At 74.5% G+C, this 16779-nt stretch carries 19 protein-coding genes and 1 riboswitch; of the genes, 8 read left to right on the plus strand and 11 right to left on the minus strand.

All coding sequences use genetic code 11. The annotated features are described in order from the left end of the window. Positions 1-17: 17 nt before the first annotated feature. Together IE295_RS22210 and IE295_RS22215 are read left to right on the plus strand one after the other, a co-directional pair. A complete protein-coding gene (locus tag IE295_RS22210; protein WP_190065489.1) occupies positions 18-1811 on the plus strand; it encodes a glycoside hydrolase family 15 protein in 1794 nt (597 codons plus the stop codon). A 5-nt stretch (positions 1812-1816) separates the two neighbouring features. Next, positions 1817-2572: an SDR family oxidoreductase gene (locus IE295_RS22215; RefSeq protein ID WP_190065490.1), complete on the plus strand. Its 756-nt coding sequence runs from the start codon at positions 1817-1819 to the stop codon at positions 2570-2572. Positions 2573-2581: 9 nt separating this feature from the next. On the opposite strand, the gene amaP is transcribed toward IE295_RS22215, so the two are convergent. From amaP to IE295_RS22255, 8 genes are all read right to left on the minus strand, one after another. After that, positions 2582-3178 (minus strand): alkaline shock response membrane anchor protein AmaP, encoded by a 597-nt coding sequence (gene amaP, locus IE295_RS22220; protein ID WP_190065491.1) that lies wholly within the window; start codon positions 3176-3178, stop codon positions 2582-2584. 7 nt (positions 3179-3185) lie between these two features. Further along, a complete protein-coding gene (locus IE295_RS22225) occupies positions 3186-3812 on the minus strand; it encodes a DUF6286 domain-containing protein (RefSeq protein ID WP_190065492.1) in 627 nt (208 codons plus the stop codon). Beyond that, entirely contained in the window at positions 3809-4162 is a 354-nt protein-coding gene (locus tag IE295_RS22230) for an Asp23/Gls24 family envelope stress response protein (protein WP_224322853.1), read from the minus strand. Before IE295_RS22230 ends, IE295_RS22225 begins: the two co-directional genes overlap by 4 nt. Before the next feature lie 4 nt (positions 4163-4166). Beyond that, positions 4167-4352, minus strand: a complete 186-nt coding sequence (locus tag IE295_RS22235) for a hypothetical protein (protein ID WP_190065493.1) — start codon at positions 4350-4352, stop codon at positions 4167-4169. 28 nt (positions 4353-4380) lie between these two features. Next, a complete protein-coding gene (locus tag IE295_RS22240) occupies positions 4381-4848 on the minus strand; it encodes an Asp23/Gls24 family envelope stress response protein (RefSeq protein WP_190065494.1) in 468 nt (155 codons plus the stop codon). 90 nt (positions 4849-4938) lie between these two features. Beyond that, a complete protein-coding gene (locus tag IE295_RS22245) occupies positions 4939-5730 on the minus strand; it encodes an enoyl-CoA hydratase/isomerase family protein (RefSeq protein WP_190065495.1) in 792 nt (263 codons plus the stop codon). A gap of 114 nt (positions 5731-5844) precedes the next feature. After that, positions 5845-6066 (minus strand): helix-turn-helix domain-containing protein, encoded by a 222-nt coding sequence (locus IE295_RS22250; RefSeq protein ID WP_030366669.1) that lies wholly within the window; start codon positions 6064-6066, stop codon positions 5845-5847. Between the two features lie 369 nt (positions 6067-6435). After that, positions 6436-8034, minus strand: a complete 1599-nt coding sequence (locus IE295_RS22255) for an ABC-F family ATP-binding cassette domain-containing protein (RefSeq protein ID WP_190065496.1) — start codon at positions 8032-8034, stop codon at positions 6436-6438. A 191-nt stretch (positions 8035-8225) separates the two neighbouring features. Between IE295_RS22255 and IE295_RS22260 the strand changes: the two genes are divergently transcribed. After that, positions 8226-8369 (plus strand): hypothetical protein, encoded by a 144-nt coding sequence (locus IE295_RS22260; protein ID WP_190065497.1) that lies wholly within the window; start codon positions 8226-8228, stop codon positions 8367-8369. Between the two features lie 19 nt (positions 8370-8388). Further along, complete coding sequence (locus tag IE295_RS22265; RefSeq protein ID WP_190065498.1) at positions 8389-8811, plus strand: VOC family protein; 423 nt, start codon at positions 8389-8391, stop codon at positions 8809-8811. A gap of 27 nt (positions 8812-8838) precedes the next feature. On the opposite strand, the gene IE295_RS22270 is transcribed toward IE295_RS22265, so the two are convergent. The 3 genes from IE295_RS22270 to IE295_RS22280 all read right to left on the minus strand — a co-directional run bounded on the left by IE295_RS22270 (position 8839) and on the right by IE295_RS22280 (position 12256). Next, the gene (locus tag IE295_RS22270; protein ID WP_190065499.1) at positions 8839-10227 is read right to left on the minus strand and encodes a hypothetical protein; all 1389 of its coding nucleotides are present in this window, start codon (positions 10225-10227) and stop codon (positions 8839-8841) included. Between the two features lie 111 nt (positions 10228-10338). After that, complete coding sequence (locus IE295_RS22275; protein ID WP_190065500.1) at positions 10339-11463, minus strand: alpha/beta hydrolase; 1125 nt, start codon at positions 11461-11463, stop codon at positions 10339-10341. A gap of 94 nt (positions 11464-11557) precedes the next feature. Next, positions 11558-12256 (minus strand): class II aldolase/adducin family protein, encoded by a 699-nt coding sequence (locus tag IE295_RS22280; RefSeq protein WP_190065501.1) that lies wholly within the window; start codon positions 12254-12256, stop codon positions 11558-11560. A gap of 112 nt (positions 12257-12368) precedes the next feature. On the opposite strand from IE295_RS22280, the gene IE295_RS22285 reads away from it, so the two are divergent. From IE295_RS22285 to IE295_RS22300, 4 genes are all read left to right on the plus strand, one after another. Continuing rightward, positions 12369-13622, plus strand: coding sequence for an inorganic phosphate transporter (locus tag IE295_RS22285; protein ID WP_190065502.1), 1254 nt, complete (start codon positions 12369-12371; stop codon positions 13620-13622). A gap of 18 nt (positions 13623-13640) precedes the next feature. After that, entirely contained in the window at positions 13641-13883 is a 243-nt protein-coding gene (locus IE295_RS22290) for a hypothetical protein (protein WP_190065503.1), read from the plus strand. A 138-nt stretch (positions 13884-14021) separates the two neighbouring features. Next, positions 14022-14145, plus strand: a riboswitch (cobalamin riboswitch). A gap of 128 nt (positions 14146-14273) precedes the next feature. Beyond that, positions 14274-15233, plus strand: a complete 960-nt coding sequence (locus tag IE295_RS22295) for a cobalamin biosynthesis protein (protein WP_190065504.1) — start codon at positions 14274-14276, stop codon at positions 15231-15233. Continuing rightward, positions 15230-16750, plus strand: coding sequence for a cobyric acid synthase (locus IE295_RS22300; protein ID WP_372478770.1), 1521 nt, complete (start codon positions 15230-15232; stop codon positions 16748-16750). Before IE295_RS22295 ends, IE295_RS22300 begins: the two co-directional genes overlap by 4 nt. Positions 16751-16779: the final 29 nt, after the last annotated feature.

Consider the following 16779-nt stretch of genomic DNA (forward strand, 5'->3'; position numbering starts at 1 on the left):
CAGGGAAGACGCCCCGCGTGGCACTCATCGAGGACTACGCACTCATCGGCGATCTGCAGACCAGCGCCCTGGTCGGCCGCGACGGCTCGGTCGACTGGCTGTGCCTGCCCCGCTTCGACTCCCCCGCCTGCTTCGCCGCGCTCCTGGGCGACGAGGACAACGGCCACTGGCGGCTCGCCCCCGCCGGGGCCGGCGCCTGCACCCGGCGCGGTTACCTCGAGGACTCCCTGGTCCTGGAATCCGTGTGGGAGACCGGCGACGGCACCGTCAAGGTCACCGACTTCATGCCGCAGCGCGACCGCGCCCCCGACCTCGTACGCATCGTCGAGGGCGTCAGCGGCAGCGTGGAGATGCTGAGCGTGCTGCGGCTGCGCTTCGACTACGGCGACATCGTCCCCTGGATACGCCGCACCGACGGCCACCGCGTCGCCGTCGCCGGCCCCGACTCGGTCTGGCTGCGCAGCGAGCCGCCCGTGCACACGTACGGTGAGGACTTCAGCACCCGCTCGGAATTCACCGTGGAGGCCGGGGAGACGGTCGCCTTCGTCCTCACCTGGCACCCCTCCCACGAGGCCCGGCCCCGGCTCGTCGACCCGCACGAGTCCCTGCGGCACAGCCTGGAGGACTGGCGCGAGTGGGCCTCGCGCTGCCGCTACCGGGGGCCGCACCGGGAGGCCGTGATCCGCTCGCTGATCACCCTCAAGGCCCTCACCTACGCCCCCACCGGCGGCATCGTCGCCGCCCCCACCACCTCCCTCCCCGAGGAGATCGGCGGCGTCCGCAACTGGGACTACCGCTACTGCTGGCTGCGGGACTCCACCCTCACCCTGAACTCCCTGCTCTCCCTGGGCTACGAGGACGAGGCCGCCGCCTGGCGGGACTGGCTGCTGCGCGCCGTCGCCGGCGACCCGAACGACCTGCAGACGATGTACGGGGTGGCGGGCGAGCGGCGGCTGCCCGAGCGGGAGCTGCCCTGGCTGCCGGGATACGAGCGGTCGTACCCGGTGCGGACCGGCAACGACGCCGTCGGCCAGCTGCAGCTCGACGTCTACGGCGAGGTCATCGACTCCCTGTACGCGGCCCGCAGCGGCGGGCTCGGCGGCAGGCCGCACGCCTGGAACATCCAGCGCTGCTTCCTGGACTTCCTCAAGGACCACTGGCGCGAGCCGGACGAGGGCCTGTGGGAGATCCGCGGCCCGCGCCGCCACTTCGTGCACTCCAAGGTCATGGCCTGGGTCGCCGCCGACCGGGCCGTGCGCGCCCTGGAGCACGACCCGCGGCTGCCGGGCGACCTCGAGGGCTGGCGCGCGATGCGCGACGAGGTCCACCGCGAGGTCTGCGAGAAGGGCTACGACGGGGAACGCAACACCTTCACCCAGTACTACGGGTCGCGCGAGCTCGACGCGGCCACCCTGCTCATCCCCCGCGTGGGCTTCCTGCCGCCCGACGACCCGCGCGTCGTCGGCACGATCGACGCGGTGCGGCGGGAGCTGAAGCGCGACGGGTTCATCCGCCGCTACAGCCTGGACGAGAGCCCGCACGACACGTCCGTGGACGGGCTGCCGGGCGGCGAGGGCGCGTTCCTCGCCTGCTCGTTCTGGCTGGCCGACGCGCTGTGCATGACCGGACGGGAGAAGGAGGCCCGCGAGGTGTTCGAGCGACTGCTCGCGGTCCGCAACGACGTCGGCCTGCTCGCCGAGGAGTACGACCCCCGGGCCGGAAGGCACCTGGGGAACTTCCCCCAGGCCTTCAGTCACATCGGCCTCGTGGGCACCGCCCTTCTCCTGGCCGGGGAGGACACGGCACACTGACCCTCATGGATCTTGGACTCAAGGACAGGGTGTACGTGGTGACCGGCGCGAGCCGCGGGCTGGGCTTCGCCACCGCCCGCGAGCTGGCGGCCGAAGGCGCCCGGGTCGTCGTCTCCGGCCGGGACGCCGCCGCCGCGGCCGCGGCGGCCGAGAAGATCGGCCCCGGCGTGATCGGGGTGGGCGCCGACAACGCCGACCCCACGGCGGCCGAGCGCCTGGTCGCCACCGCCCGGGAGCACTTCGGGCGCTTCGACGGCGTGCTGATCAGCGTCGGCGGCCCGCCGCCCGGCTCGGCGGCCGACAACGACGACGCCCAGTGGCAGGCGGCCTTCGAGTCCGTCTTCCTGGGCGCGGTCCGGATGGCCCGCACGGCGGCCGCGGAGCTGGGCGAGGGCGGGGTGATCGGCTTCGTGCTGTCGGCGTCGGTCCACGAGCCGATCCCCGGCCTCGCGATCTCCAACGGCCTGCGCCCGGGCCTGGCGGGCTTCGCCAAGTCGCTGTCGGTGGACCTGGGCCCGCGCGGCATCCGCGTCGTGGGGCTGCTGCCCGGCCGCATCGACACCGACCGGCTGCGCGAACTCGACGCGCTCTCGGGCGACCCCGAGGCGACGCGGGCCCGCCGCTCGGCGGCCATCCCGCTCGGCCGCTACGGCAACCCGGAGGAGTTCGGCAGGACGGCGGCGTTCGTCCTGTCCCCGGCGGCCTCGTACGTCACGGGCGTGATGCTGCCCGTCGACGGCGGCGCCCGGCACGGCTTCTAGGCCGCGCCCTCAGCCCACCCGGCGCGCGCGGTGGCGCACCGTGCGCAGCCGCACCTCCGCCGGCAGGCGGAGCAGGCCGGCCGAGGTCCTGGCGTGGCGCAGGACCTCGGCGTCCAGCCGTCGCAGGGCCCCGGCGGGCCGCGCGTTCGGGGCGAGGGTCAGCCCGATGCGCGCCCGGGGGGCCGTGCGCCGCCCGGTCAGGGTGATCACGGCGTCCTCCACGCCCTCGAGCGCCGCCGCCTCGGCCGCCAGCGCCTCCTGCAGGGCCCGGCCGCGCACCACGACCGTCTCGCCGTCGCCGCTGTCGACGCCCACCTCGCGCAGCCGGTGCCGGCGCGCCTGGGCGAGCAGCCATGCCAGGGACAGCACCACGACGGCGCCCAGTCCCCCGATGAGCGTGGGCCACCACCACGTCTGCCGGCTCCACCCCCGTCGGCGGGCGGCGCTCAGCGGCACGTCGTCCGGCCCGGCCAGGGGCCACCCCGAGGGCAGCGCGAGGCCCCAGCGCCGCGGCAGGTCCAGCGCCCCGGCCAGCACGGCGGCCCCGAGCGCGACCAGCACCACGCCGGCCAGCCCCAGCAGGATGCGGTTGGCGGTCCTCAGCACCGGGTGCTCACCCCTTCGCGGGACGGTGGACGTGCACGGACAGCGACGCCCGGCGGGCCAGGCCCAGCTCTCTGACGCCCTCGGCCAGCACGGTGTTCACATCCGTGCGCACCTCGTCCAGGTCCCGGAAGTGGGACTGGGCGCGGACCCGGACCACGCGGCGGCGGACGTTCACCCGTACGGAGCGCACCCCGGCGACCTCCATGGCCCGGTCCCGCAGCACCAGCGCGGCCGCCGCCCGGTCCAGCCCGGCCCGTACGTCCGGTGAGGGGCGGCTCATGGGCAGCATCCGGCGCAGGCCCGGCGTGGCGGCCAGCACGATCAGCCAGAGGCCGAGCAGGACCGCCACGGCCGCGCAGGCGGCGATCCCGGGGTCGTCGAGGGGGCGGGTGGCCAGGGCGTGGGCCAGGCGGCGGCGCCAGGCCATGGCCGGGTGGCCGGACCGCACGGAGACGATGTCGTAGAGGAGGATCCCGGCGGCGCCCAGCACGGCGGCGGCCACCAGGGCGGCGGGCACCCGGCGGGCCGACCAGAAGCGGTGCGCCCCGATGTCGTGGGCGGGGACCTCCTCGGGGCCGGGGGCAGGGGCCTCCTCGGGGCCGGGGCTCTTCTCCGGTGGCCCGGGATCGCTCATCGCACCCGCTCCCCGCCCGGGCGGCCCGCGTGCGCGGAGTGCAGCCGCTCCACCGTGATCACCACCTCCGGGACCTCCATCCCCGCCAGTGTCCTGACGCGTTCGGTGACCCGCCGCCGCACCGCGCGGCAGCGGGCGCCGATGTCCGTCGGATAGCCGAGCTCCACCGAGACTCTTACCCGTGCGGAGCCGTCGTGCACGGTGACCCAGGCGCGCGGGGGCTCGTGGTCCTCCGGCGTCCGTGCGCCCAGTGCCTCGCGCGCCGCCTGCGCCGCGATCTTGGCGACGACCTGGTCGGCGATGCGGGTCGCGCCGCGCCGGGCCGGCTCCACCGCGGGTCCTGCCTCCACGCCGCTACCTCCCGCGTCCGTCGCGCGAGCGGAAGAAGTCGCCGGGCTCCAGGTCCCCGTCGAGGAACCGCCCCGCCACGAATCCGACGGCGCCCAGCGCCGCCACCAGTAGAAAGGCCCCGAACCCGCCGAAGTATCCGGCGAACCCCAGGGCCATGCCGGCGATCATCCCGGTCATGGCCATGCTCATCGCGCGCTCCTCACCCGGTCCCGCCGGCCTACTGGATCCTCGGCTCCGGCTCTTCCTCTTCCTCGTCCGGCAGCTTCACGTCGGTCACGGCGATGTTGACCTCGACGACCTCCAGGCCAGTCATCCGCTCCACCGCCGCGATGACGTTCTCCCGCACGGCGCGGGCGATCTCCCTGATCTCCACGCCGTATTCCATGACGAGCTCCAGGTCCAGGGCCGTCTGGACCTCGCCGACCTCGGCCTTCACTCCCCGGCTGGGGGATTTGCCGCCGCCGGGAACGCGGTCGCGCACGGCTCCGAACGTGCGGGAGAGCCCACTGCCCATGGCATGGACGCCGGGCACCTCCCGGGCGGCCAGGCCCGCGATCTTCTCCACGACGCCGTCGGCGATGGTGGTGCGGCCGCGGTCCGCGGGGGCGGCCTGCGGCTGCTTGCCCTGGCCGCCGCTCGGGGTGCTCTTTCCGGTCTGGGGGTTCGGGCTTACGGTGTCTGCCATCGTCGGTCGCCTTTCTTCCAGTCCTCTTCGCCACCATAGGCGGGGTCGGCGCACCCCGCCCGGGCGACGACGAAGACCGGAGGCGGCCGGCTACTCCCCGAGCCCCGCCAGGTCGCGCAGGCGGCGGCCCTGGGCGGCGCGCTCGGCGACGCGCTGTTCGTCGTAGGTGCGGCCGGCCGCGCCGCGCAGCAGGGCCTTGGTCTCGATGACGGCGTCGCGCGGGGCGGCCAGCAGGGCGGCGGCCAAGTCGTCGACGGCCGCGGAGAGTTCTGCGGCGGGCACGACCACGTTGGCCAGGCCCGTGAGCTCGGCCTCGGCGGCGGAGACGAAGCGTCCGGTGGCGCAGATCTCCAGCGCGCGGGCGTAGCCGACGAGGGACACCAGCGGCTGGGTGCCGCCGAGGTCGGGCACCAGGCCCAGGCTGGTCTCGCGCATCGCGAACTGGACGTCGTCCGCGCAGACGCGCAGGTCACAGGCCAGCGCGAGCTGGAAGCCGGCGCCGATGGCATGGCCCTGCACGGCCGCTATGGAGACGATGTCGTTGCGCCGCCACCAGGTGAACGCCTCTTGGTACGTGGCGATTTCGGCGTCGAGCGCCTCCTCGCTGCCGCGCGCGAGGTCGATGAAGGACGGCTCGCCGTCGAAGCCCTCGGGGGTGAAGGCCTGGCGGTCGAGTCCCGCGGAGAAGGACTTGCCCTCTCCCTTGAGCACCACCACCCGCACGGAACCCGGCAGCAGCCGGCCCGCCTCGGTCAGTGCCCGCCACAGCGCGGGCGACTGAGCGTTGCGCTTGGCGGGATTGGAGAGCGTGACGGTGGCAACCGTGTCGTCGACGGTGAGCTGTACGCCGTCCTGGTCGAGCAGGGTCCTGCGAGCAGTCATGGGGGCCTCCGAAATGGCCGCAGTCGCTTTGGTTGACTGCACAGTAACCACCCGGTCGGCCGGTCGGCCGACCGGGTGGGACTGTCCTGACTGCTGTGCTGGGAGTGCGCGGCGTCAGGCCGAGGCGGCCTTCTTGCCGCGCGTTGCTCCGCCGCGACCTCGCAGGATCACGCCGGATTCGCTGAGCATCCGGTGCACGAAGCCATAGGAGCGGCCGGTCTCTTCGGCCAGCGCCCTGATACTCGCACCGGAGTCGTACTTCTTCTTCAGGTCTGCCGCGAGCTTTTCGCGCGCGGCGCCGGTCACCCGGCTGCCCTTCTTCAGAGTCTCGGCCACCCGTGCCTCCTCATGGGAGATGCGCCTCTTGTCTCTCATGATCACCCCTAGGCGGCCTCCTGGCCACCCATTCGGCAAGGTCGATGCGAAGTCCGCGGGAAAGAGATCCCGGGATTTCCGGCCGGGACAGCCCTCGGAGCAGGCGATTCCATGCGATCCGGCTCGTACGGCCGTACGGGTGGCGAGGTGAAGCGGCAGGTCAGACGGTGCACTCCCCCGCACGGCGCGAACGGCGCCCGGCACCTCGCACAGCGCGTGCGCCGGGGCACCGGGAGGTGCGGGGGTACGAGCCGCCCTCACTCAGATGATGGATCACCCGTCGGCCGAATGATCGGGACCCCACTGATCAAGAAGCCGGTGACCGACCCGTCAGGCGAGGGCCACCAGGTCCGCGTAGTCCGGGCCCCACAGGTCCTCGACGCCGTCCGGGAGCAGGATGATCCGCTCCGGCTCGAGCGCGTCCACGGCGCCCTCGTCGTGCGTCACCAGCACGACCGCGCCCTTGTAGGTGCGCAGGGCGCCCAGGATCTCCTCGCGGCTGGCGGGGTCGAGGTTGTTGGTCGGCTCGTCCAGGAGGAGGACGTTGGCGGAGGAGACCACCAGCGTGGCCAGGGCCAGCCGGGTCTTCTCACCACCGGAGAGCACGCCGGCGGGCTTGTCGACGTCGTCGCCGGAGAAGAGGAACGAGCCCAGCGTCTTGCGGACCTCGACGAGGTCCAGGTCGGGGGCCGAGGAGCGCATGTTCTCCAGGACCGTGCGGTCCGGGTCGAGCGTCTCGTGCTCCTGGGCGTAGTAGCCGAGCTTGAGGCCGTGGCCGGGGGTGACCTGGCCGGTGTCGGGCTTCTCCGTGCCGGCGAGCAGCCGCAGCAGGGTGGTCTTGCCGGCGCCGTTGAGGCCCAGGATGACCACGCGGGAGCCCTTGTCGATGGCCAGGTCGACGTCGGTGAAGATCTCCAGCGAGCCGTAGGACTTCGACAGGCCCTCGGCGGTCAGCGGGGTCTTGCCGCAGGGCGCGGGATCCGGGAAACGGAGCTTGGCGACCTTGTCGGAGACGCGGACCTCGTCCAGGCCCTTGAGCAGCCGCTCGGCGCGCTTGGCCATGTTCTGCGCGGCGACGGTCTTGGTGGCCTTGGCGCGCATCTTGTCGGCCTGCGAATTGAGGGCCGCGGCCTTCTTCTCGGCGTTCTGGCGCTCGCGCTTGCGGCGCTTCTCGTCGGCCTCGCGCTGCTGCTGGTAGAGCTTCCAGCCCATGTTGTAGACGTCGATGACCGAGCGGTTGGCGTCGAGGTAGAAGACCTTGTTCACGACGGTCTCGACGAGGTCGACGTCGTGGGAGATGACGATGAAGCCGCCGCGGTAGGTCTTGAGGTAGTCCCGCAGCCAGGCGATGGAGTCGGCGTCGAGGTGGTTGGTGGGCTCGTCCAGGAGCAGCGTGTCGGCGTCCGAGAAGAGGATCCGGGCCAGCTCGACGCGGCGGCGCTGACCGCCGGAGAGGGTGTGCAGCGGCTGGGTCAGGATGCGGTCGGGCAGGCCCAGGCTGGCGGCGATGGTCGCGGCCTCCGCCTCGGCGGCGTAACCGCCCTTGGTCAGGAACTCCGTCTCCAGGCGCTCGTACTTCTTCATCGCCTTCTCGCGGGTGGCGCCCTTGCCGTTGGCCATCCGGTCCTCGTTCTCGCGCATCTTGCGCAGGACGGAGTCCAGGCCGCGCGCGGAGAGGATGCGGTCCCGGGCCATGACGTCGAGGTCGCCGGTGCGGGGGTCCTGCGGGAGGTAGCCGACCTCGCCGGAGCGGGCGATCGTGCCCGCGGCGGGGATGCCCTCGCCGGCGAGGCACTTGGTGAGGGTGGTCTTGCCCGCGCCGTTGCGGCCGACCAGGCCGACGCGGTCGCCCTTGGCGATGCGGAAGGAGGCGGACTCGATGAGGACGCGTGCGCCGGCGCGCAGCTCGATACCGGAGGCGGTGATCACGGGGGTTTCTACTCCTGGGCGAAGTGGACGGCGGTGGGACGGACTGGGGTCGCGATGACGCCGTCTAATGCGCGAGGAGGAATGCCATGCGGACCAGTCTAACGGGGGCGCGCAACCGGAATTCCGGGGTCGCGCGCCGCGCCCGGGCACGCCGGAGAGCGCGGGGAAGGGACGGTTCGCCGATACTCGGGGTGGACAGCCCTGGCTGGAGGGCCACGGGGCACCGGGGCCGGCCCGGCACGGTGAGCCCCGAGAAGTCCACGGGGCGGCCGCTGATGTGGTTCACCACCGGTTTCACCACGGGTGACCTGCGGCGCTGCGACACCTTCCGCTAACGCACGAGGAGCGAGCGTCATGACGGACACCCACACGGTCTCGCCGGCCATCTGCCCCGCCCTGCTGTACGACGACGCGCACGCGGCGATCCGCCAGCTGACGGACGCCTTCGGCTTCGCCAGGACCGCGCTGTACGAGAGCGAGGACGGCACCGTGCTGCACGCCGAGCTCGTCCACGGCAACGGCATGGTGATGGTCGGCTCCCGGGGGCGCGGCGGCATCTTCGACCAGGCGATGCGGCAGGCGGGACCGGCGGGCGTCTACGTCGTCGTCGAGGACACCGACGCCCACCACGCGCGGGCCGCGGAGCACGGCGTGGAGATCCTGATGCCCCCGACCGACCAGGAGTACGGCTCCCGCGACTACATGGCGCGGGACGTCGGGGGCAACATCTGGACCTTCGGCACGTACGCCCCGAAGGGACCGGAGATCATCGGCTGAGGCCGCCGGCCACCGCCCCGGCCCCGGTCAGGCGCCGCCCCGGTGCACCTGGAAGGCGGCCCGGCGCACGGCCTTGGCCAGCGCCGGGTCGGGGTGCGCGGCCGCCAGCGCGACCAGCACCTGGACCGTGCGGGGATGCCCCACGGCCCGTACCTCCTCCAGCAGGCCCGGAACCGTGCCCTGGACGGCCGAGTCGAGGTGCCGCACCAGCAGCCGGCTCTCCCCGTGGTCGGCGACGGCGGCGGCCGTGTCCACCCACAGCCACGTCGCCTCCTCGCGCGTGAGGACCTCCGCCGCCTCCTCGGGGTCGTGCCCCTCGTGCTCGGCGAGCCACAGCAGGGCGTACGGGCGCAGCACCGGCTCCAGGGCCACCGCCCGCACCGCGGGCTCGGCGGGGGCGCCGACCGCCCGCAGGGCCTCGAAGGCCAGGCCCCGGACCATGGCGTCGTCGGCGCGGGCGGCGTCCAGGAGCTCGGCGACGGCGCTGCGCACGGGCCGGGCGGCCAGCCAGGCGCGGTACTCGGCGCGGGCGGGCCCGGGGGTGAGGTCGGCGCAGCCGCGCAGCATGGCCTCGGCGGACAGCTCGATGTTGCCGGCGGGGCTCTGGGCCGCGACGCAGATCTGCTCGAGCTTGACCCACACCGCCCAGTTCCCCAGCGGGGTGAGCAGGGCCTCGGCCCGCGGCCCGGCGTCGCCGCGCATGACGAGCGCGCCCACCGAGGCGAGGCCGCGCAGCGCCCAGTCGAGCAGTTCGGGGAGCGGGTCCCCGGTGACCGGGGCGGGGGCCGGGGTCGTGGCCGGCTGGGTGCCGTAGGGGACCTCGCAGCGCTCGGCGCGGATCTCCGCGACGCGCTGCTGGAGCAGGTCGAGCAGCATGGCCACGGAGACCGGGCCGGCCGACAGGTGCATGACGGACAGCAGCTGGGGCGCGGCCTCGACGACCTCGGCGGCGAGGGTCGGATCGGTGCCGGCGGGCTCGGGGTGGGCCAGGGACCAGGCGTCGAAGAGGGCGACCCAGCCGCGCAGCACGGCGCTGTCGTCGCGGTCCCAGGCCTGCAGCCGCCAGCCGGGGCGGGCGGCGCCGTCGTGGAGCTCGAGGAGCCCGGCGAGGCGGGCGCGGTCCCAGTCGGAGCGTACCTGGCCGGTCGTCAGACCCAGTGCGGCGGCGGCCCGGTCGACGGTCTCGTCGCACAGCCCGCCGCCGCGGGCGCACTCGTCGGCGGCCCAGCGGGCCAGCCGGACCGTGCCGGCGAGACCTGCTCTGGCCTGCCGGGCCAGTTCCGGCCGGGCCGGGGTGCCTGCGGGCGGTCGGGGCGCCGGGCGGGAGCCTCGGTTCGCCACGGCCCGGCGGGCGGCGGCGATCGGCTGTCGGGGGACGAGTCTGAGCCGGGAGTCGCGCGGAGTACGGGACGTCACAGGAGCAGTCTTGCCGTTCACGCTCCGAAAACCCAATCGGAATCAACTATCCGGCCGCGCGCACCCCGTGGGGGGAAGCCGCAGGCAGGGCGCGGGCGCCGTGCGCGCCCGCTACATCAGGGGCACCAGGAAGCGCCGCAGGGCCTCCTCGTAGCCCACCGGATCGGCGTTCCAGGAGCCCGCGTGGCCGGCGCCGCGGACGATCCGCAGGGTGATCAGTTCCGGTCGTCCGGCGGCGAGTTCGCGGGAGTGCCGCAGCGGCGCGAGGGGGTCGTCGGTGCCGTGCACCACGAGGGTGGGCACGGTCACGCCGGCCGGGTCGGCGGCGTCCAGCAGGCTGCCGGGGGCGAGGCCGATCCTGCCCTCGGTCGCCCGGACCGCAAGCGGAATGAGCGGCGCCGGGACGCGGTGGGCGGCGAGGGCGCGCAGCGCGGCGGGCCAGTCGAGGAGCGGGGAGTCCAGGACGAGGCCGCCGATGTGGCGGCTGAGCGAGGACTCCCGGGCGGCGAGCAGGGCCATGGTGGCGCCGGTGGACCAGCCGTGCAGCACGACGCGGCGGGCGCCGTTGCGCAGGGCGTAACGGAGGGCGGCATCGAGATCCCGCCACTCCCTCGCACCGAAGTGGCCGATTCCGTGCGCCGGCCGGGGCGCTCCGGGGTCACCCCGGTAGGTGACGGCGAGCACGGGGAGCCGCTGCGCGTGGAGGAACGGCAGGAGGTTCATGGCGTGCTCGCGCGTGGTGCCCAGGCCGTGCACGGTGATGACCCAGGTGTCGCGGGCCGCGGGCACGAACCAGGCGGGCAGCGGCCCGAGCTCGCCGGGCACGTCCACGTCGGCGTGGTCGAGGCCGAGCGCGTCGCGCGGGTTGCCCGCGTACACCCGCGGGGTCAGCCAGACGTGGTCGCCCTGCCGCGGGCTGCCGTGCGCGACGCGCTCCAGGCGCCTCACCACGCAGTGGTGGGGGTGCGAGACGTCGGCCACCACGCCCCCGACCACGGCGTGCAGGCCGCGCCCGGTCAGGCCGTAGGTGCCGGGGCGCAGCGCGGCGGGGGTGCGGGTGAGGGTGACGGTGCCCGGGCCGGTGTCGTGGACGGCGATCCTCGGCTCGCCGGGCGGCGGCCGGCCGGGGCCGGCCTTGAGGGCAGCGTCACCGGCGTACCGTCCGGCCGCCACCGCGGCCGCTCCGGCACCGATCACAGTGGCGGCGGTCAGGGCCGCCGCCCGGCGCGGGCCCATCACCCCCAGTGTGGGCTCGGGCCCCGGCCACGGCCAGTGGGCGTGCCGTGCCCGGCGCGCCGCGCCCGCGGGACGTGCGCGCCGGGGCCCGGGGTCACTCCCGCCGCTGTCCGTAGCCGCGCAGGGCGGCGGCCGTCTCGTCCAGTTGCCCGGGGGTGAGCAGGGCCGGGGTGTGGCCGGGGACGGTGGCGGCGGTGAGCCAGACCCTGCACATCCACTCGAGCTGGGCGGTGCGGTCGTAGGCCTGCTCGAGAGTGGCGCCGTGGGTGAGGGTGCCGTGGTTGCGCAGCAGGCAGCCGCTGCGGCCGTCGAGGGCGCGCAGGACGTGGGCGGCCAGTTCGTCGCTGCCGTAGCGGGCGTAGGGGGCGACGCGGACCGGGCCGCCGAGGGCGGCGGCCATGTAGTGGATCAGCGGGACCTCGGTGACGAGGGTGGAGACGGCCGTGGCGTGCACCGCGTGGGTGTGCACGATCGCGGCGGCGTCGGTGGCGCGGTAGACGGCGAGGTGCATGGGCAGCTCGCTGGTGGGGGTCAGCTCGCCGATCACCTGGCGGCCCGAGAGGTCGACGCCGGTGATGTCGGCGGGGCCGAGACGGTCGTAGGGGACGCCGCTGGGCGTGACGAGCACCACGTCGCCGACCCTGGCGGAGACGTTGCCGGAGGTGCCGACGACGAGCCCCTCGGCCGTGGTGCGGCGGGCCGTGGCGACCACCTCCGCCCAGGCGCGCCTTGGGTCCTGGCCCGCCGCGCCGGCTCCGCTCCCGCTGCCGCCGATCTCTTCGTGCGCACTCATCGGTCGTCGCCTCCGGTTCGCGTCATGGTTCCGCTCGGCCCAGTTCACCTTCCGTTCACCCTGAGTCCCTACGGTCGCCGCGTACTGACCATCGAGCTGATTGCCTGGGTGAATGGAAAACATCACGCTTCTCATCGGGATCGTGATCGTCACGGCCTTGGTGTTCGACTTTACGAACGGCTTCCACGACACGGCCAACGCCATGGCCACCACCATTTCCACCGGGGCGCTCAAGCCCAAGGTGGCAGTGGCCATGTCGGCCGTGCTCAACCTCGTCGGCGCGTTCCTGTCCGTGGAGGTCGCCAAGACGATCTCCGGCGGGATCATCGACGAGACGGCCGGCATCAGGCCAGAGGTGATCTTCGCCGGACTCGTCGGCGCGATCGTCTGGAACCTGCTGACCTGGCTCGCGGGCCTCCCCTCCAGCTCCTCGCACGCCCTCTTCGGCGGCCTGATCGGTGCCACGGTCGTCGCCGTCGGCTTCGACGCGGTCAACACCGACAAGGTCGTGATGAAGGTCCTCATCCCGGCCGTCGCCGCGCCGCTGGTGGCCGGCATCGCCGCCTGGTGCGCGACCCGGCTCACCTACCGCCTGGCCCGGGGCCGCGACGAGCAGGAGACCGCCAAGGGCTACCGCGCCGGGCAGATCGCCTCGGCCGCCCTGGTCTCCCTCGCCCACGGCACCAACGACGCCCAGAAGACCATGGGTGTGATCACCCTCGCGCTGGTCGCCGGCGGCGTCGTCGCCCCGCACTCCGACCCGCCCATGTGGGTCATCGTCTCCGCGGGCCTGGCCATCGCGCTCGGTACGTACCTCGGCGGCTGGCGCATCATCCAGACGCTCGGCAAGGGCCTGACGGACATCAAGCCGGCCCAGGGCTTCGCCGCCCAGACCGGCGCCGCCACCGTCATCCTCGCCTCCTCGCACATCGGCTTCGCGCTCTCCACCACCCAGGTCTGCTCCGGCTCGATCATGGGCGCCGGCCTCGGCCGCAAGGGCGGCGTGGTGCGCTGGTCGACCGCCGGCCGCATGGTCATGGCCTGGGGCCTGACCCTGCCCGCCGCGGGCCTGGTCGCCGGTGGCGCGGCCCTCCTCGCCGACCAGGGCGACTGGGGCGTGGCCGCGGTCGCCGTCCTCGGCCTCGGCGTGTCCGGCGCGATCTGGCTGGCCTCGCGCCGCAAGCCGGTGACGCACGACAACGTCAACGACCTCAACCAGCCGCAGGGCGTGGACGCCGAGCCCCTCGAGCCCGCCGGCGTCATCACCGCCGCCCTCCAGGCCGTCGCCCCGCCGCCGGCCGGCAACCTGGCCGCCGCCCCGGCGGCCAGCTCCTCCGCCGCCCCCGCCGCCGCGGCGACGAGCTAAGGAACCAAGGAACCCGTCATGCAGATCAACTGGGAAGCCCTCGGCCAGGTCTTCGGCGTCAGCCTCGTCGTGACCGTCGCGCTCGTCGGCGTCTTCACCCTCGGCATCGTCGGCACCGCGCCCCGCAAGCCCCAGGAGCAGCCGGACGGCACCGTCGCCGCGCCCGCCGCCCCCAACGCGCTGATGCGCACCGGCGCGTACGCCTGCTTCGCGCTGTGCGCGGCGGCCGTCGGATACGGCATCTTCCTCATCGTCTCCTAAGGCCCCTCCGGGCGCTCCCGGGCGCCCGGAGCACCTCCGCATACACCTCCCACGGCCCGGGAAGGCCGCAGGTCAGCTGTGAGTTGACTGCCCTTCCCGGGCCGTGGTGGACTTCCCCGAGCCAAACGGCGACAGCAGAGGAAGCCGGTGCGAATCCGGCGCGGTCCCGCCACTGTCACCGGGGAGCGTCCTCCACCGAGGGCCACGGCCCGCCCCGCGGGCTGGAAGGCCGGAGCGACGCCGATCCGGGAGCCAGGAGACTCTGGTCGCCGGTCACGTCGAGCCAGGGCGCGGACCCTGAGTGAGGACACATCGCCATGCCCGGCCGCCGTCGCATACCGCCCGCCCCCTCCCGCACCTTCCTCCGAGGCACGACGGCGGCCTGAGCCGATGCGTGCCGATCACCTCGGTTTCGCGTGCGGTGCCGCGCTCGGCTTCGCCGGCGACCTCCTCCTCGGCGACCCCCGCCGCGGCCACCCCGTGGCCGCCTTCGGGCGCGCCGCGCACGCCGTAGAGCAGCGCCTGTGGCGCGACCACCGCGGCACCGGCGCCCTGCACACCCTGCTGTGCGCGGGCGGCGCCGTCGCCGGCGCCGGGCTGCTGGCCCGTACCGCCCGCCCCTCCCGTACCGCCCGCGTCGCCCTGACCGCCGCCGCCACCTGGGCCGTGCTCGGCGGCACCTCGCTGGGCCGCGAGGCGCGCGCCGTCGGCGGGGCGCTCGCCGCCGGCGATCTGGCGGCCGCCCGCGAGCGGCTGCCGCACCTGTGCGGCCGCGATCCGCAGGCGCTGGACGAGCAACAGATCGCGCGCGCGGTCGTGGAATCCGTCGCCGAGAACACCTCCGACGCCGTCGTGGGCGCGCTGGTGTGGGGAGCGCTCGGCGGCGTGCCGGGGCTGGTGGGCTTCCGGGCCGTGAACACCCTCGACGCCATGGTCGGCCACAAGTCCCCGCGCTACCGCCGGTTCGGCTGGGCCTCCGCCCGCCTCGACGACGTCGCCGGCTGGCCCGGCGCCCGGCTCACCGCCGCCCTCACCGTCCTCGCGGGCCCCGACCCACGCGGCGCCCTGCGCGTCGCCCGACGCGACGCCTCCCGCCACCCCAGCCCCAACGCCGGCCCGGTCGAGGCCGCCTTCGCCGGGGCGCTCGGGGTGCGGCTGGGCGGCACCCTCGCCTACGCGGGCCGCGTCGAGCACCGCCCCGTACTGGGCGCGGAGAACCGGCCGGTCGAGGTGGCGGACATCGAACGCGCGGTGCGGCTCTCGCGCCGGGTCTCGGTCCTGGCCCTGGGAACGGCCCTGCTGACAAGGACGGTCGTGGCGACCGTGACGAGGAGGAAGCGTTGTCGGTGACAGCTGGGAGGGGCGGGGGCCTGCTGGTGGCCGGCACGACCTCCGACGCGGGCAAGAGCGTGGTGACCGCCGGGATCTGCCGCTGGCTGGTCCGCAAGGGCGTCAAGGTCGCGCCGTTCAAGGCGCAGAACATGTCGCTCAACTCGTACGTCACGCGCGAGGGCGCGGAGATAGGGCGCGCGCAGGCCATGCAGGCCGCGGCCGCGCGCGTCGAGCCCAGCGCGCTCATGAACCCGGTGCTGCTCAAGCCCGGCGGCGACCGCAGCAGCCAGGTCGTCCTGATGGGCAAGCCCGTGGGCGAGCTCAGCGCGCGCGGCTACCACGCGGGCCGCCAGGAGCAGCTGTTCGGCACGGTGACGGAGTGCCTCGAGGAGCTGCGGCGTACGCACGACGCGGTCATCTGCGAGGGCGCCGGCAGCCCGGCGGAGATCAACCTGCGGCGCAGCGACATCGTCAACATGGGCATCGCGCGGGCGGGCCGGCTGCCCGTGGTCGTCGTCGGCGACATCGACCGGGGCGGCGTCTTCGCCTCCTTCTTCGGCACCACGGCGCTGCTCTCGCGCGAGGACCAGGAGCTGATAGCGGGCTACATCGTCAACAAGTTCCGGGGCGACGTGACCCTGCTGGAGCCCGGCCTGGACATGCTGCGCGACCTGACGGGCCGGCGGACGTTCGGCGTGCTGCCCTTCGCCCACGGCCTGGGCATCGACGAGGAGGACGGCCTGCGCGTGTCGCTGCGCGGCGCCGTACGGGAGTCGGTGGTGGCCCCGCCGCACGGCGCCGACGTGCTGCGGGTGGCGGTGTGCGCCGTCCCGCTGATGTCCAACTTCACGGACGTGGACGCACTGGCGGCCGAACCCGGCGTCGTGGTGCGCTTCGTGGACCGGCCCGAGGAGCTCGCCGACGCCGACCTGGTGGTCGTGCCGGGCACGCGCGGCACGGTCCGCGCGCTGGCGTGGCTGCGCGAGCGCGGGCTCGCCGACGCGCTCGCGCGGCGCGCAGCGGAGGGCCGCCCGGTCCTCGGCGTCTGCGGCGGCTTCCAGCTGCTGGGCGAGCGGATCGAGGACGAGGTGGAGTCCCGGGCCGGCGTCGTCGAGGGCCTCGGGCTGCTGCCGGTGCGGGTGCGGTTCGCGGCGGAGAAGACCCTGGCAAGGCCGGTGGGCACCGCCCTGGGCGAGCGGGTGGAGGGCTACGAGATCCACCACGGCGTCGCGGACGTCATGGGCGGCGACGAGCCGTTCCTCGACGGCTGCCGGGTCGGCGCCGTCTGGGGCACGCACTGGCACGGCTCGCTGGAGAGCGACGGCTTCCGCCGGGCGTTCCTGCGGCGGGTGGCGAAGGCGGCCGGACGGGCCTTCGTCCCGGCCCCGGACACGTCGTTCGCGGCCCTGCGCGAGGAACAGCTCGACCGGCTGGGAGACCTGATCGAGGAACACGCGGACACGGATGCGCTGCTGCGGCTCATCGAAAACGGGGTGCCGAGCGGTTACCCGTTCATACCGCCGGGGGCCCCATGAGCCTCCCCGGCCATATCGCGACCCGAATG

This window comes from Streptomyces griseocarneus, assembly GCF_014655595.1.
Lineage (GTDB): Bacteria > Actinomycetota > Actinomycetes > Streptomycetales > Streptomycetaceae > Streptomyces > Streptomyces griseocarneus.